The organism is Cucumibacter marinus DSM 18995 (genome assembly GCF_000429865.1).
GTDB classification, from domain to species: Bacteria; Pseudomonadota; Alphaproteobacteria; order Rhizobiales; family Devosiaceae; genus Cucumibacter; species Cucumibacter marinus.
The window spans coordinates 109,288-123,514 of record NZ_KE386978.1 but is presented as its reverse complement, the minus strand read 5'-3'; the positions used below and the strand labels follow the sequence as shown (position 1 = coordinate 123,514).

The following is a 14,227-nucleotide window of genomic DNA, read 5'->3' as shown; positions in this document are numbered from 1 at the left end:
GAATAGGCTGGCAATTGCCGGCGCGTTGAATGGAGACGGAACAATGGATGCGGTCAACCAGGCCCTTTACGAGGCAGCCCAGAAAGTGCGCAAGAAAGCGCATGTGCCCTATTCGCGTTTCCCTGTGGGCGCGGCGATCCTGGCCGATGATGGAAATGTCTATGCCGGGTGTAATGTCGAGAACGCCGCCTATCCTCTCGGGGCTTGCGCGGAAGGCTCCGCCATCTCCGCCATGGTTGCAGGCGGTGGCACCCGCATTCACCGCATTTTCGTCATCGGGGACGGCGACAAACCGGTGACCCCCTGTGGCGGCTGCCGCCAGCGCATCCGCGAATTCGCTGGCGCCGATACCGTCATTTTCTGCGCGGGTGACGACGGGGAGCCGGTCAAATACACCATGAACGAGATCCTGCCCGACAGCTTCGGGCCCGAATTCCTGGAGGACAAGTCGTGACCGCACCGGCCAATGTGACATTGATCCGCGATCGGGCCGGCAAGACGCCTATTGAGGCAGCCATCGTGCTGGGTTCGGGGCTTTCGGGGATCGGTGAGCGGCTCGCGGACAAGACGGTCATCCCCTACGCCGATCTCGACGGCTTTCCTGGCGGCGGAGTGTCCGGCCATGGGCGCGAACTGTTGATCGGCACCCTGTCGGGCCGGCGCATTGCCATTTTGACCGGGCGGCAGCACTATTACGAGCATGGCGATGCGGCCGCCATGCGCATCCCGCTCGAGACCATGGCGGGACTGGGCGCCGAGACGCTCTTGTTGACCAATTCGGCCGGATCGCTGGTGCCCGACGTCAAACCGGGCGAGGTGATGATGCTGACCGACCACATCAATTTCTCCGGCACCAATCCCCTGATCGGGGAACAGGGAGACGCGCGCTTCGTTAACATGGTTGACGCCTATGACCCCGGTCTGCGCGACACCGCCAAGGCTGTTGCCACCGAAGAGGGCGTCGATCTGAGCGAGGGCGTCTATATGTGGTTCTCCGGCCCGACCTTCGAGACGCCGGCGGAAATCCGCCTCGCCATATCGCTTGGCGCGCATGCGGTGGGCATGTCGACCGTGCCCGAAACCATTCTGGGGCGGTTCCTGGGCCTGAAGGTCTGGGCCTGCTCCTCCATTACCAATATGGGTGCCGGCATGGCGGCGGAGACCATCTCCCACACCCAGACCAAGCAAATGGCCCTGATCGGCGCTGAAAAGCTCGAGCGCCTGATCACGGGACTGGTAGGCAGAATATGAGTGTTCAGGCAGTAAGCGCGTCCGCTCCCGGGCGTTCGAATTCGCGCAATCCCGGCTTCGATCTCGATCTCGGCTGGCTGCGGCAGATCCGGATGAATCGCTCCGCTCTCGAAAGGCGCGCGGCGACCATCGGCACCCGCCGCACGGTGAAGAAGGAATGGCAGGCCGCCTGGCTCTTGAAGGCCATCTCGCTCATCGACCTGACGACGTTGAATTCGGACGATACGGCCGGCCGGGTCGAACGGCTTTGCGCCAAGGCGCGCCATCCCGTCAGGAGCGATATCCTCAAGGCGCTTGGCGCCGAGGAACTGCACCTGACCGTGGCCGCGGTCTGCGTCTACCACACCTTCGTCAAGACCGCCGTTGACGCCCTCAAGGGCTCCGGCATCCCGGTCGCCGCGGTTTCGACCGCCTTTCCCGCCGGGCTCGCGCCGCACAAGACCAAGCTCGCGGAAATCGAGGCCTCGGTGAAGGACGGCGCCAGGGAGATCGACATCGTCATCGAGCGTCACAAGGTGCTCAATGGCGACTGGAAGGGGCTCTACAAGGAGGTGCGTGACTACCGCGCCGCCTGCGGTGACGCCCACCTCAAGACCATCCTCGGCACCGGCGATCTGGCAACGCTCACTAATGTCGCCCGCGCCTCGCTCGTGTGCATGCAGGCCGGGGCCGATTTCATCAAGACCTCGACCGGCAAGGAAAAGGTCAACGCCACCCTGCCGGTCTCGCTCGCCATGATCCGAATGATCCGCTGGTTCCACGAGGAAACCGGCATCGCCATCGGCTACAAGCCCGCCGGCGGCATATCGAGCGCCAAGGACGCGCTGACCTATCTGGCGCTGATCAAGGACGAGTTGGGCAATGCGTGGCTCGATCCGCACCTGTTCCGTTTCGGCGCCTCGTCGCTGCTCACCGATATCGAACGGCAGCTCGAACACGCTGCCACCGGCCATTATTCGGCCGATTACCGCCATCCGATGGCGTAGGGGGAAGCCATGAATATCCCGCAGATCTTCAAATCGCTCGACTATGGCCCGGCGCCCGAGGGCGCGGCCCCGGTCAATGAGTGGCTCGACACCTATGCCCGCAAGTTCGGCCAGTTCATCGGCGGCGAGTTCCTGAAGTCGAAAAACACCTTCGCGACCACCAATCCCGCCACGGGTGAGGAACTGGCGCAGATCTCCCAGGCCTCCAAGCCCGAAATCGACAAGGCCGTGAAAGCGGCGCGCGAGGCACTCGATCCCTGGCAGGCGCTCTCCGGCTTCGAGCGGGCGAAATACCTTTATGCCATCGCCCGGCAGGTGCAGAAGCATTCGCGCTTTTTTGCCGTGCTCGAGACCATGGACAATGGCAAACCGATCCGCGAAAGCCGCGATCTCGATATCCCGCTGGTGGCCCGCCATTTCTATCATCACGCCGGCTGGGCCCAGCACCGCGACCGCGAGTTCCCCGGGCATGAACCCTATGGCGTGTGCGGCCAGATCATCCCGTGGAACTTCCCGCTCCTGATGCTCTCCTGGAAGATCGCCCCGGCGCTCGCCGCCGGTAACACGGTAGTCCTGAAGCCCGCCGAATTCACCTCGCTGACCGCGTTGTTCTTTGCCGAGATCTGCCGCGATATCGGCCTGCCCAAGGGCGTGGTCAACATCGTCACCGGCGACGGCCGCGTGGGCGAGATGATCGTCAATCATCCCGGCATCGACAAGGTCGCCTTTACCGGCTCGACCGATGTCGGCAAGGCTATCCGCAAGGCGACGGCAGGCTCCGGCAAGGGGCTGAGCCTTGAGCTCGGCGGCAAGTCGCCCTTCATCGTCTTCGAGGATGCCGACCTCGACAGCGCCGTGGAAGGGCTGGTCGACGCCATCTGGTTCAACCAGGGGCAGGTGTGCTGCGCCGGTTCCCGGCTGCTCATCCAGGAAAGCGTCGAAGAGCGTTTCATCAAGAAGCTCAAAAAGCGCATGGCGACCCTTCGGGTCGGTGATCCGCTCGACAAGGCCATCGATATCGGCGCCATGGTTGCGCCGGTGCAGGTCGAGCGCGTGGCCGAACTCATGCGCATCGGCGAAAAGGAAGGCGCGGTCCGCTACGAGCCCGATGGCAGCCTGCCCAATCAGGGCTGCTTCATGAAGCCGACCCTGTTCACCAATGTATCTCCCGCCTCCACCATCGCATCCGAGGAGATCTTCGGCCCGGTGCTGGTGGCGATGAGCTTCCGCACCCCCGATGAGGCGGTGGCGCTCGCCAACAACACCCGCTACGGCCTCGCCTCGAGCGTGTGGACTGAAAACATCAACCTCGCCCTCGACATCGCGCCGCGCATCAAGGCCGGCGTCGTCTGGATCAACTCGACCAACCAGTTCGATGCCGCCTGCGGCTTTGGCGGCTATCGCGAAAGCGGGTTCGGCCGCGAAGGCGGCAAGGAAGGCATGGCCGCCTATCTGCGCCCCGCCTGGGAAAAGGCGCTCGAGCCGCACCAGGCCGCCTGGCAGACCGCGGTCGACGAAATGCCCTATGACTCCGGCGGGGTCGACCGCACAGCCAAGATGTATGTCGGCGGCAAGCAGGCGCGCGGGGATTCGGGCTATGCCCGCCGCATCTATGGTCCGCAGGGCGCCTTTATCGGCAATGTCGCGGACGGTAACCGCAAGGACATCCGCAACGCGGTCGAAGCGGCGCGCAAAGCCTTGGGCTGGTCGACGGCCACCGCCCATCTGCGGGCGCAAATCCTTTATTTCCTCGGCGAAAATCTCGACTATCGCCGCGAGGAATTCGCCGACCGGCTGCGCTCCCAGACCGGGGTCAATGCCGAACAGGCCGACCTCGAAGTCGGGCTCGCCATCGAGCGGCTGTTCGCCTTTGCCGGCTGGGCCGACAAATATGACGGGGCGGTCCACAATCCGCCGGTGCGCAACATGACCGTTGCCATGGTCGAACCCATCGGGGTTCTCGGCATTGCCGCGCCGGACGAATACCCGCTTCTGGGCGCCGTTTCGCTGCTCGCCCCGGCCATCGCCATGGGCAACACGGCGGTGCTGATCCCCTCCGAACGTCACCCGCTCTCGATGACCGATTTCTATCAGGTGCTCGAAACCTCAGACGTGCCTGCAGGCGTCGTCAATGTGGTGACAGGCGACAAGCCCGCCCTGGCCCATGTCATGGCCGAGCATGACGGGGTCGACGCACTGTGGTTCGTGGGTGATGCGGAGTGGAGTGCGAAGATGGAAGCAAGCTCCATCGACAATCTCAAACAGACCTGGACCAGCAAGGGCAAGGCCTTTGACTGGCTCGACAGTGACCAACTCGCCGGCGACTATTTCCTCGCCAAGGCGACCCAGATCAAGAATGTCTGGGTTCCATACGGAGCCTGAATTTATGGTGTTTCTGCCCCAGGAGGTCATCGCCAAGAAGCGCGACGGTCTCGAGCTCGACGAAGCTGAAATCCGCCACTTCATCAACGGGCTGACTGCGGGCTCGGTGAAGCCTGAACAGGCTTCGGCCTTTGCGATGGCGGTCTATTTCCGCGACATGACGCTCGACGAACGCATTGCCCTGACAACGGCCATGCGCGACAGCGGCACCGTGCTCGACTGGTCCGACCTCGGCGGCCCGGCCCTCGACAAGCATTCGACCGGCGGGGTGGGCGACAATGTCTCCTTGATGCTGGCGCCGATCCTCGCCGCCTGCGGGGCCTTCGTGCCCATGATCTCTGGGCGCGGGCTCGGCCACACTGGCGGCACGCTCGACAAGTTCGACGCCATCCCCGGCTATCAGACCGCGCCGGACAACACCTTGTTCCGCAAGACGGTGAAGGAAGTCGGTTGCGCCATTATCGGGCAAACCAATGATCTCGCACCCGCCGACAAGATCCTCTATGGCATCCGCGATGTGACGGCCACGGTCGAGAATATCTCGCTGATCACCGCCTCGATCCTGTCAAAGAAACTCGCCGCCGGGCTCGACGCGCTGATCCTCGACGTCAAGGCCGGCACCGGCGCCTTCATGCAGACCGCCACCGAGGCGCAGAGCCTTGCCGAAAGCCTGGTCAATGTCGCCAATGGCGCAGGCGTTGCGACTGCCGCGTTGATCACCGACATGAACGAGCCGCTGGCAAGCGCCGCCGGCAATGCGCTCGAAGTCGTCAATGCGGTCGAGTTCCTCACGGGTGCGCATCAGGACGAGCGGCTGCGCAACGTGGTGCTCGACCTTTGTGCCCACGCCCTGGTTCTCGGCAAGCTCGAAAGCCATGTCGAGGAAGCCCGCCAGAAGGCGTCCCTCGCGCTGGATGGCGGCAAGGCAGCAGAGATCTTCGGTCACATGGTTTCGACACTGGGCGGACCGGCCGATTTCATCGAGCGTTTCGATGACCACCTCGAGGAAGCCCCGATCATCCGTGATGTGCATGCCGATGGCGAGGGCGTCGTGACCGGTATCGACACCAAGGCTGTCGGCATGGCCGTGATCGTTCTGGGCGGCGGCCGCCGCGCGCCGTCCGATCCTGTCGACTATGCCGTCGGGTTCGACCGGCTGCAGCCCATCGGCGCAAGGCTCGGGCCCAAGACCCCGATCGCGCGCATCCATGCCCGCGACGAAACCACCGCCAGCGAGGCCGCCCGCCGCCTGCGCGAAGCCTATCAGCTCGGCGATGCGGCGCCCGTCACCCCGCTCATTCTTGGCCAGATCTATCCGGAGGCGAAAAGCTGATGCCCCGCGCCATTCTCATCGTTCTCGACAGCGTCGGCATTGGCGGCGCGCCGGATGCGGACAAGTTCGGGGATGAGGGCGCGGCAACCATCGGTCATATTGCGGAAGCCTGTGCCGCCGGCAAAGGCGACCGCGACGGTCTGCGCGCCGGTCCTCTCACCTTGCCCAATCTCGATGGTCTCGGACTTGGCCTTGCCGCCGAAGGCGCCACCGGCACCTTGCCGCCAGGCCTGTCCCGCAATCAGCTCGGCGGCGTCTGGGCCCATGCCCGCGAGGTCTCGATGGGCAAGGACACTCCCTCCGGTCATTGGGAAATCGCCGGTGTTCCCGTGCCCTTTGAATGGGGCTATTTCCCCGATACCGAACCGACTTTCCCCAAAGAGATCACTGACGCCCTGATCGAGCGCGGCAATCTGCCGGGGATCCTGGGCAATCGCCACGCCTCGGGCACCGCGATCATCGAGGAGCTGGGCGAGGAAAGCATCCGAACCGGCAAGCCGATCGTCTACACCAGCGTCGACTCGGTCCTGCAGATCGCCGCGCACGAGACTCATTTCGGCCTCGAGCGGCTTTATGATTTGTGCAAGATCGCCCGCGAACTGGTTGATCCGCTCAATGTCGGACGCGCCATCGCGCGCCCCTTTGTCGGCGAAACGGCCGAGACCTTCGAGCGCACCCACAACCGGCGCGATTTCGCCATGCCGCCGCCCGAACCGACCGTGCTCGACAGGGCCGTGGACGCAGGGCGCAATGTCTTCGCCGTCGGCAAGATCATCGACATCTTCGCTGGCCACGGCATAACCCACAAGCTCAAGGGGCCGGGGAACATGAAGATGTTCGACAAGCTTCTCGAAGCGGTGGAGATGGCCCATGACGGCGATCTCGTCTTTGCCAATTTCGTCGATTTCGACACCGATTTCGGCCATCGCCGCGATGTTCCGGGCTATGCCGGTGCGCTCGAAGCGTTCGATGCGCGCCTTCCCGAACTGTTTGCCGTCCTCAGGGACGATGATCTCGTCATCCTGACCGCCGATCACGGCAATGATCCGACATGGCGCGGTTCGGATCACACCCGCGAACAGGTGCCTGTTCTGTGTATGAGCGGCCAATTGATGACCGGTAGCGCTGGCGCGCGCAGCACCTTTGCCGATATTGGTGAGAGCGTCGCCGCCTGGCTCGGGCTCGCGCCCGGACGCCACGGCACCGACTTCCTGAAAGCCGCACGAAGGGGATCCGCTTCATGAACAACGTCACCGTCGTCAATCACCCCCTTGTGCAGCACAAGCTGACCCTGATGCGCAACAAGGATACCTCGACCGCGAGCTTTCGCCGGCTGTTGAGGGAGATTTCCCTGCTGCTGTGCTACGAGGTGACCCGCGATCTAGAAGTCGAGGATGTCGAGATCGAAACGCCGATCACCGAGATGCAGTCGCCCAAGCTCAAGGGCAAAAAGCTGGTTTTCGCTTCCATCCTGAGGGCCGGCAACGGGCTGCTTGAGGGCATGCTCGATCTGGTCCCGTCGGCCCGCGTCGCCCATATCGGGCTCTATCGCGACCATGAGACACTCGAAGCCATTGAATACTATTTCAAGGCGCCTTCCGACATTGCCGACCGTCTGGTGATCGTGGTTGACCCGATGCTGGCGACCGCCAATTCGGCCATCGCCGCCGTTGATCGCTTCAAACGCCGTGGCGCCAACAATCTGAGGTTCCAGTGCCTTCTGGCGGCTCCTGAAGGGCTCAAGCGCTTCACCGAGGCGCATCCGGATGTGCCGGTCTATACCGCCTCGATCGACAGCCATCTCAACGAGCATGGTTATATCGTGCCCGGCCTCGGGGATGCGGGTGACCGCATGTACGGGACACGCTAGCGCATTCCCAGGTGAAGCATGTCCCCGGCTTGGACGGGGATTGGTTCCGGTTCGGCGATTCCGTCTGACGCTGTGCGTGTGAGACAGCTACTCCGCGGCCGCCGCTGACAGCGGCAGGCCTAGGTCCCGCAGCCGTTCGCGCAGATCGGCGGCGCCGGTGAAGTGGATGGCCCTCATGCCGATCTTCTCGGCGGCGGCGATATTGGGATAGCTGTCGTCGATGAACACGCATTGCGCAGGATCGAGTCCGAACCGGTCGGTCAGCCGCCAATAGATGCGATAATCGGGTTTCACCAACTGCTCGGTGCCGGACACCACGATCCCGTCGAACTGCCTCAGAAACGTCCATTCGCGCATGGCGATGGCGAATTTCTCGGCCGAGAAATTGGTGATCGCATAGGTCCGCAAGCCCGCCTCGACCAGCTCCGCATGCAAGGCGATGGTATCGTGATAGAACCCGCCCACCGTGTCGCGCCACTGAGTGTCGAACGCCTCGATGGCTTCATGGTGTTCGGGAAACCGGCCCGACAGTTCGGCCACGCCTTCGGCAAACGGCTTGCCGGCGTCGAATTCAAGGTTCCACTTGTCCGAATAGACATGGGCGAGAAACCAGCGCGCCTTGTCGGCGTCGCCATAGAATTTCTCGTAGAGGTGGCGCGGGCTCCAATCGACGAACACGCCGCCAAGATCGAAAACCGGGATCAGGGGAGTTGTCATGATCTATGTGATGACACAGCCGCGGCGGATCGGAAAGTGAAACTCTCTTGACAGCCGTCAGGCCTGTCGGACGGGGCGATGCCGTCAGCTCGGCTCGTTGATTTTCTTGCCGTAGCGGGGGGCGAAGAAGCTCTCTTCATAGAGCGTGAACCCGTCTTCGAAGACATATCCCAGAAGCGGCACATACTCGTATTCGGTCTCCGCCACGATCACATAGCCGTCCTTGGAGATGTTCTTCATCTCGGTTGAGAGCGGGTAGGTGGTGTTCTTGGTGTGCGGGGTGCCGCCATTATAGCCCTTGCTCCACACGATATTGGTCGCGCCATAGGCGTTCACATAGACACAGGTCACCACCTGTTTCAGATCGGTGGCGTCATAGGGCGCCATGGTCGCTTCTGCGGCGGCAAAATAGTCGTTCAACTCGGCCATGCTGAAACTGGAATTGACCCGCGCCACAAGGTCGCCAAGCCCCGCAGAAACCACGGTCACCTTGCGGTCGACGATGATCGCCTGACCGAGTTCGGACGTGCCGACATAAAGGAACAGCATGAACGGGAAGACGAGCGCGAATTCGACCGCGGCCACCGCATGCGACTGCTTGAAGAAGCGGCGGATGCGCTTGAGAAGCGGTTCGGTTTTGGGTGCGCGGGTCAGCATCAGAACGGCTCGTTCTTGAATACGCGGGCGGCGCCCAGAAGACGGGTGCCGTCAGGCTGGTCGGCGAGATTGAAGCTGAGGAAATCGAAGATCGTCGGCCACTTGTAATAGACCTGGGCATAGATGATGTCGAAGCGCTGCCCGGCGGCATAGCTCTCGGTGATGGTCCACTCGCCGTCCTCGTCGACCGGGCTGTCCGCATAATCGTCGACATTGGTGAAGCTGGTGATCTTTTGCACCTTGATCTTGAGTTTCGAGCAGTCGAACAGCCCGAACGTGCCTTCGCACACCGCATCGCGATATTCGTTGATGGTGAAGCCGGCGGATTGGGCCTGGCCCGTGCGGATCAGCCGGGTTGAATCATTTACCGCACTGTCGAGGACCTGGCTGGCGAGCATGACGAAGGCGGTCTCGAGGATCGCCGCGATCAGGGCAAAGAAGGGCACCGCCAGGATGGCGAACTCGATGACGGTCGCACCGCTGTCCTCGCGCGCGAGCGCCCGGGCCTTCGGACCCGCAGAGAAGCTCTTGAGAAATCGGGGCAATGCCATCTTGCGTCCACAAGCTGTTTGCCGGGCAATGTAAGGGTTTAATGCTTAAGCGGGCCTTGCGGCACGGCACGCAATTGCGTGGCGTCGGCTGGCTTGGTTAACCGGGCGTAAACGCAATAAGGACATGGGCTGGACCCGTGCAGCGATTCCGCTTGACGCTGAACCGGTCTAGCGTGCGTTCTGCTCGACCATTTTTGAGGAACTGATGGTTGCCGCGGTGAAGCCGGAATCATCACCCGCCATGATCACCGGCAGGCAGTCGGGCTCGCAGGCCATGGTGGTGCGGGCGGAGCCCAGGAACACGGTCACGAGCTCGGTATCCCCGCGCACGACCTCGAGCTGCAGATCGGCGATCGGGTTGCCGACCTCGTCGAGCGCGATCAGATTGGTGCGCCCATAGCTCTTGCCTGTCAGGATCAGTGTCTGCGGATCCTGGATGGTGACGTCGGCCACCCCCGGATTGCCCACGATCACCGTGGTGGCGGCGCTGGGCAGCCGCAGCACCCTGGCCATGTTCATCATCACATTGAGTTCGCCACTTGGTCCGGCGGCCTGTACGGCCGGTGTTCCAAGCGAGATGGCCAACGCGGCGACGGCACTGATGAAAACGGCTCTGGGCGACATGATACTCTTCCCGGATCCCACTGATACGCCGGGGCATCCTGAACCGGAATGGTGAATAAATCGCAAAGGCGGCATTTGCCCCTCGATTCCGGTCGGGTTCGGGGTGCCAGGTTTGCTTTATTAGTTATCGCGCACGCGTGAGGGGGAAGGGTGCCGAATCCCCGCCTGCTGATGTGTCGCCTTTTAGATTTCCCGCTAATACTCTGATAAGCATAAGTGATTTCATTTGGTGTGATTGATTTCGCGGCTTGCGAATTAACCCTATCTCAAGGAACCACGACTAGCGTGAGCCCCACGTTCGATGCGTGACAGTCGAACTGTAGTCATACGACGACGTGGAGTTATAGGAGCAAGCAAATGACCACCATGGCCCGTTTCTTTAAGGACGAGTCCGGTGCTACCGCGATCGAATACGGGCTTATTGCGGCCCTGATCAGCGTCGGCATCATTGCAGCCGCCACCACCCTTGGTGACGGCCTGGGCAACCTATTCAACGGTCTCGGCGGCAAGATGAATACTGCTGCTGGTGAACTGGGTACGGCAGAAGAATAATCGCTGCTGCCGTGAGGCACCTGCCGGTCTCAGACCGGAAATCGGATTTATCCGCTTGAAAGGGAGGCGAAAGCCTCCCTTTTTCGTGCGCTCATGCGCCGGGTTTACCTTTGACTAACCATAACCGCTCCACACTGGTGGCAACGGTGAGACCTCTGGGATCCCGCCGCTCCGACTCCATCAATACCAGCGATCCGGATCCGCGGTCCTATGCTCAACTCCGTCATCCTGTTGATCTTCCCCATGTGCATGGCTTTTGCCGCGGCCTATGACCTGCTGACCATGCGCATTCCGAACTGGCTGGTGCTGGTGACCGCACTCGGTTTTGTGGTTGCAGCCCTGGCGGCAGGATTTCCGCTCGAGGAATGGGGTATGCACCTGGCGACAGGCTTCGGGGTACTCGTCATCACCTTCGTTCTGTTCTCCTTTGGTTGGATCGGCGGTGGTGATGCCAAGTTCGCGGCGGCGACCGCGCTGTGGATGGGCTGGCCGATGACTTTGCCCTATCTGGCCTATGCCGGAATCCTGGGCGGTGTTCTCACTCTCTTGCTGCTGGGCGTTCGGCGGTTTCCGCTTCCGGTCGGGTTGATCCGCATCGAGTGGATCGCCCGGTTGCACGACCCCAAGACCGGCGTGCCCTACGGCATTGCGCTGGCAGCCGCAGCGCTGCTGCTGTTCCCGCAACTGCCGATTTTCAAGGCACTTGGCCTCTGACCGGTCGCATTTGTAGTAATCGGTTAACTTTGTTGAAAAACCTAGCATTAACCAAGTTTTGACGCTTTGGCCCGAAACTGGCCCCAAGCCAAGCTGCGCGAAAGCCGTGCAGCGACAAGTTTAGGGTAGGGTCATGAAGCCGGCGCGTATTCTGCTTCTCGTCATCGCCATCGCAGCAGGGGGACTGGCAGCGTATTTTGCCACGCGTGGCGAGCCGCCTGCACCCGAACAGATCGTGACATCCATCGAGGCGCCCTCTGCAAAGGTGCTGGTTGCCACCCGCACCATCGGTGTCGGCGAACGCCTTGGCCTGGAGGACACTGCCTGGCAGAACTGGCCCGAATCCGGTGTTCAGCCGCAATATACGACCAACTCCGAGCTGCCCGACGCGCCCGAACAGCTCGTGGGCACCGTTGCCCGTTTCGAGATCTTCCGCGGCGAACCGATCCTGGAAGCCAAGCTGGTACGCTCCAGCCAGGGCTATCTCTCTGCCGTCATCTCAAAGGGTATGCGCGGGGTTTCGGTGCCCGTGCGCGCCGATTCTGCCTCGGGCGGCTTCGTGGTGCCCAATGACCGCGTCGACGTTGTGTTGACCCGCGGCACGCCGAATGGCGAAGTTTCCGAGACCATTCTCGCCAATGTTCGCGTCATGGCCATCGGGTCCCGCCTCGGTGAGGCAGGGGCCACCGGCACGGTCGACGATGAAGAAGATCCCGAAACGCCGCGCAGCCGCCGTTTCTCGGAGACCACCATCGCCACCCTCGAACTCGACCCCCGCCAGGCCGAGGTGATCATCAATGCCCGCTCGATCGGTACGTTATCGCTGGTCCTGCGCTCGGTGGTCGATTTCGGCGAGCCGACCGAACTGAACCGCGCCAATGGCAGCGGTGCCGCCATCCGCCTGATCCGCTACGGCGTCGAGCAGGCCATCCAGGCCGACACCCGCGCCGAACAGCAGACCACGACACAGGCGCCGCAGGACGAATCCATCGCGCCGCAGATCTTCAATCCCGCGTCCCCGCCTGCAAGCGGCGCACCGGGCGGCAGTTCGGGCGATGTGCCCCCGCCGCCGCCTCCGCCGTCGTCAGCCGGCAACGAAACGCCACCACCCCCGGCCTTGCAGTGATCGGGCAGGAGCACGAAAAATGAAGATGCGTATTCCTTCCATTTCGAGCCTCATCCGGCCGCTGCTGCGGCCCGCGCGCGGAACCCTAGCGGCCCTCATTCTGGGCCTTTCCGCCACGGGCATCGTCGCCACTGTGCCGGCTGAAGCCAGTTCGAGCCATCTGCGGGTCGCCAATACAGGTGGTCAGCACCGTGTGGATGTACCGCTCAATAAATCGGTGATCATCGACCTGCCGGTCAGTGCGCAGGAGGTGATTGTCTCCCAGCCGCAGGTCGCCGGCGCGATCATGCGCTCCAAGCGCCGCGCCATCCTGCAGGGCAACTCGATCGGGGAAACCAATGTGTTCTTCCTCGATGGAGCCGGCAACACGATCGCCGTTGTGGATGTCAGCGTGGGCCAGGATGCGACCGGGCTCGCCGCCACGATCCAGCGGCTGGTGCCCGGTGTTCAGGTGCGCGTCGACACCTTCGACAATCGCATCGTTCTGTCCGGGCGCGCCCGCACCACCAATGACGAATCCCAGGCCATCAAGATCGCCGCCCAGTTCGCGGGCAGCGAAGACAATGTGGTTTCGGTGATCTCGGTGGACGGCTCGCAGCAGGTCATGCTCAAGGTCATGGTCGCCGAGGTCTCGCGTGAAGCAATCCGCCAGCTCGGTATCAATCTCGACGCTTCGGTCAATGCCGGCGCGCTGACGACGGGCCTTGTCTCCACCCCGGGTCTTGGCGGTGCCTCGAATGTCGTCACTTCCAACGCCCTGTCGGCCAATCTCGGCATCGGCAATTTCACGCTTGAAGCGACCCTCAAGGCGCTCGAGCGGAACGGCGCGGTGCGCACGCTCGCCTCTCCAACCCTGACCGCGAAGTCGGGCGAAGAGGCCGAATTCCTCGCCGGTGGCGAGTTCCCCGTGCCGACCGGTGTCGACGGCAATGACATCCTGTTCGAATTCAAGGAATTCGGGGTCAAACTGAAATTTGCGCCGGTGGTCGAGACCAACAACATGATCTCGCTTGAGGTGGATACCTCGGTTTCCGAACCCACCACCGAAGGCGGTTTCTCTGCCGGGGCGCTGACCATCCCCGCAACCAAGGAACGTCGGGCCAAGACCAGTGTGCAGGTGCCCTCAGGCGGCACGCTGGCCATCGCCGGCATGTTCCAGGACAAGGTGCGCCAGCAGCTCAACCAGCTTCCCGGTATCGGGCGTATTCCGATCCTTGGGGCGCTATTCCGCTCGCGTGACTTTGTGCACTCGCAGACCGAACTGCTGATCCTTGTGACCCCCTATCTGACCGAGCCGGGCCGGCGCGAAGACTTCACCCTGCCCACCGAGCAGGTGCAGCTGGCCGGCGATGCGGAAGCGGCTTTCCTCGGGCACATTGAATCGGTCTACGGCATCGAGGGCACCAAGAGCGGAGTTTATCAGGGTCAGGTCGGCTTCGTGCTCGACTGAGCACAGACCCCCCC

15 protein-coding genes are annotated in these 14,227 nt (G+C 62.7%); 11 read left to right on the top strand and 4 right to left on the bottom strand.

The annotated features are described in order from the left end of the window. The first annotated feature begins 43 nt into the window (after positions 1-43). Genes G489_RS0113935 through upp form a run of 7 tightly spaced genes read left to right on the top strand, consistent with a single transcriptional unit; the run spans position 44 to position 7,822 of the window. On the top strand, positions 44-454 hold the full coding sequence (locus G489_RS0113935; RefSeq protein WP_029042043.1) for a cytidine deaminase: 411 nt from the start codon (positions 44-46) through the stop codon (positions 452-454). Beyond that, positions 451-1,251, top strand: coding sequence for a purine-nucleoside phosphorylase (locus G489_RS0113930; protein WP_029042042.1), 801 nt, complete (start codon positions 451-453; stop codon positions 1,249-1,251). Before G489_RS0113935 ends, G489_RS0113930 begins: the two co-directional genes overlap by 4 nt. After that, positions 1,248-2,237 (top strand): deoxyribose-phosphate aldolase, encoded by a 990-nt coding sequence (gene deoC, locus G489_RS0113925; protein WP_029042041.1) that lies wholly within the window; start codon positions 1,248-1,250, stop codon positions 2,235-2,237. The genes G489_RS0113930 and deoC overlap by 4 nt, the downstream gene beginning before the upstream one ends. A gap of 9 nt (positions 2,238-2,246) precedes the next feature. Then, positions 2,247-4,619, top strand: coding sequence for an aldehyde dehydrogenase family protein (locus G489_RS0113920; RefSeq protein WP_029042040.1), 2,373 nt, complete (start codon positions 2,247-2,249; stop codon positions 4,617-4,619). Between the two features lie 4 nt (positions 4,620-4,623). Next, entirely contained in the window at positions 4,624-5,952 is a 1,329-nt protein-coding gene (gene deoA, locus G489_RS0113915) for a thymidine phosphorylase (protein ID WP_035872810.1), read from the top strand. Further along, positions 5,952-7,196, top strand: coding sequence for a phosphopentomutase (locus G489_RS0113910; RefSeq protein ID WP_029042038.1), 1,245 nt, complete (start codon positions 5,952-5,954; stop codon positions 7,194-7,196). Before deoA ends, G489_RS0113910 begins: the two co-directional genes overlap by 1 nt. Beyond that, on the top strand, positions 7,193-7,822 hold the full coding sequence (gene upp / locus G489_RS0113905; protein ID WP_029042037.1) for a uracil phosphoribosyltransferase: 630 nt from the start codon (positions 7,193-7,195) through the stop codon (positions 7,820-7,822). Before G489_RS0113910 ends, upp begins: the two co-directional genes overlap by 4 nt. 87 nt (positions 7,823-7,909) lie before the next feature. On the opposite strand, the gene G489_RS0113900 is transcribed toward upp, so the two are convergent. The 4 genes from G489_RS0113900 to G489_RS20680 all read right to left on the bottom strand — a co-directional run bounded on the left by G489_RS0113900 (position 7,910) and on the right by G489_RS20680 (position 10,371). Continuing rightward, the gene (locus tag G489_RS0113900) at positions 7,910-8,539 is read right to left on the bottom strand and encodes an HAD family hydrolase (protein ID WP_029042036.1); all 630 of its coding nucleotides are present in this window, start codon (positions 8,537-8,539) and stop codon (positions 7,910-7,912) included. An 84-nt stretch (positions 8,540-8,623) separates the two neighbouring features. Next, entirely contained in the window at positions 8,624-9,196 is a 573-nt protein-coding gene (locus tag G489_RS21980) for a TadE/TadG family type IV pilus assembly protein (protein WP_051332662.1), read from the bottom strand. Then, a complete protein-coding gene (locus tag G489_RS20685; protein WP_051332661.1) occupies positions 9,196-9,747 on the bottom strand; it encodes a TadE/TadG family type IV pilus assembly protein in 552 nt (183 codons plus the stop codon). The genes G489_RS21980 and G489_RS20685 overlap by 1 nt, the downstream gene beginning before the upstream one ends. Positions 9,748-9,915: 168 nt before the next feature. Continuing rightward, complete coding sequence (locus G489_RS20680) at positions 9,916-10,371, bottom strand: pilus assembly protein N-terminal domain-containing protein (protein WP_051332660.1); 456 nt, start codon at positions 10,369-10,371, stop codon at positions 9,916-9,918. Positions 10,372-10,728: 357 nt separating this feature from the next. On the opposite strand from G489_RS20680, the gene G489_RS0113880 reads away from it, so the two are divergent. The 4 genes from G489_RS0113880 to G489_RS0113865 all read left to right on the top strand — a co-directional run bounded on the left by G489_RS0113880 (position 10,729) and on the right by G489_RS0113865 (position 14,213). Continuing rightward, a complete protein-coding gene (locus tag G489_RS0113880; RefSeq protein ID WP_029042035.1) occupies positions 10,729-10,923 on the top strand; it encodes a Flp family type IVb pilin in 195 nt (64 codons plus the stop codon). Positions 10,924-11,133: 210 nt separating this feature from the next. Next, positions 11,134-11,637, top strand: coding sequence for an A24 family peptidase (locus tag G489_RS0113875; RefSeq protein ID WP_029042034.1), 504 nt, complete (start codon positions 11,134-11,136; stop codon positions 11,635-11,637). A gap of 133 nt (positions 11,638-11,770) precedes the next feature. Then, positions 11,771-12,763: a Flp pilus assembly protein CpaB gene (gene cpaB, locus G489_RS20675; RefSeq protein WP_051332659.1), complete on the top strand. Its 993-nt coding sequence runs from the start codon at positions 11,771-11,773 to the stop codon at positions 12,761-12,763. A 19-nt stretch (positions 12,764-12,782) separates the two neighbouring features. Further along, the gene (locus tag G489_RS0113865) at positions 12,783-14,213 is read left to right on the top strand and encodes a type II and III secretion system protein family protein (RefSeq protein WP_051332658.1); all 1,431 of its coding nucleotides are present in this window, start codon (positions 12,783-12,785) and stop codon (positions 14,211-14,213) included. The last annotated feature ends 14 nt before the right edge of the window (positions 14,214-14,227 follow it).

Bases quoted from the DNA above. Each gene is read 5' to 3' on its own strand.
- G489_RS0113900 (WP_029042036.1), bottom strand. From the start codon at position 8,539: ATGACAACTCCCCTGATCCCGGTTTTCGATCTTGGCGGCGTGTTCGTC.
- G489_RS0113910 (WP_029042038.1), top strand. From the start codon at position 5,952: ATGCCCCGCGCCATTCTCATCGTTCTCGACAGCGTCGGCATTGGCGGC.
- deoC (WP_029042041.1), top strand. From the start codon at position 1,248: ATGAGTGTTCAGGCAGTAAGCGCGTCCGCTCCCGGGCGTTCGAATTCG.
- G489_RS0113920 (WP_029042040.1), top strand. From the start codon at position 2,247: ATGAATATCCCGCAGATCTTCAAATCGCTCGACTATGGCCCGGCGCCC.
- upp (WP_029042037.1), top strand. From the start codon at position 7,193: ATGAACAACGTCACCGTCGTCAATCACCCCCTTGTGCAGCACAAGCTG.
- G489_RS0113935 (WP_029042043.1), top strand. From the start codon at position 44: ATGGATGCGGTCAACCAGGCCCTTTACGAGGCAGCCCAGAAAGTGCGC.
- G489_RS20685 (WP_051332661.1), bottom strand. From the start codon at position 9,747: ATGGCATTGCCCCGATTTCTCAAGAGCTTCTCTGCGGGTCCGAAGGCC.
- G489_RS20680 (WP_051332660.1), bottom strand. From the start codon at position 10,371: ATGTCGCCCAGAGCCGTTTTCATCAGTGCCGTCGCCGCGTTGGCCATC.
- G489_RS0113880 (WP_029042035.1), top strand. From the start codon at position 10,729: ATGACCACCATGGCCCGTTTCTTTAAGGACGAGTCCGGTGCTACCGCG.
- G489_RS21980 (WP_051332662.1), bottom strand. From the start codon at position 9,196: ATGCTGACCCGCGCACCCAAAACCGAACCGCTTCTCAAGCGCATCCGC.
- G489_RS0113875 (WP_029042034.1), top strand. From the start codon at position 11,134: ATGCTCAACTCCGTCATCCTGTTGATCTTCCCCATGTGCATGGCTTTT.
- deoA (WP_035872810.1), top strand. From the start codon at position 4,624: ATGGTGTTTCTGCCCCAGGAGGTCATCGCCAAGAAGCGCGACGGTCTC.
- G489_RS0113865 (WP_051332658.1), top strand. From the start codon at position 12,783: ATGAAGATGCGTATTCCTTCCATTTCGAGCCTCATCCGGCCGCTGCTG.
- cpaB (WP_051332659.1), top strand. From the start codon at position 11,771: ATGAAGCCGGCGCGTATTCTGCTTCTCGTCATCGCCATCGCAGCAGGG.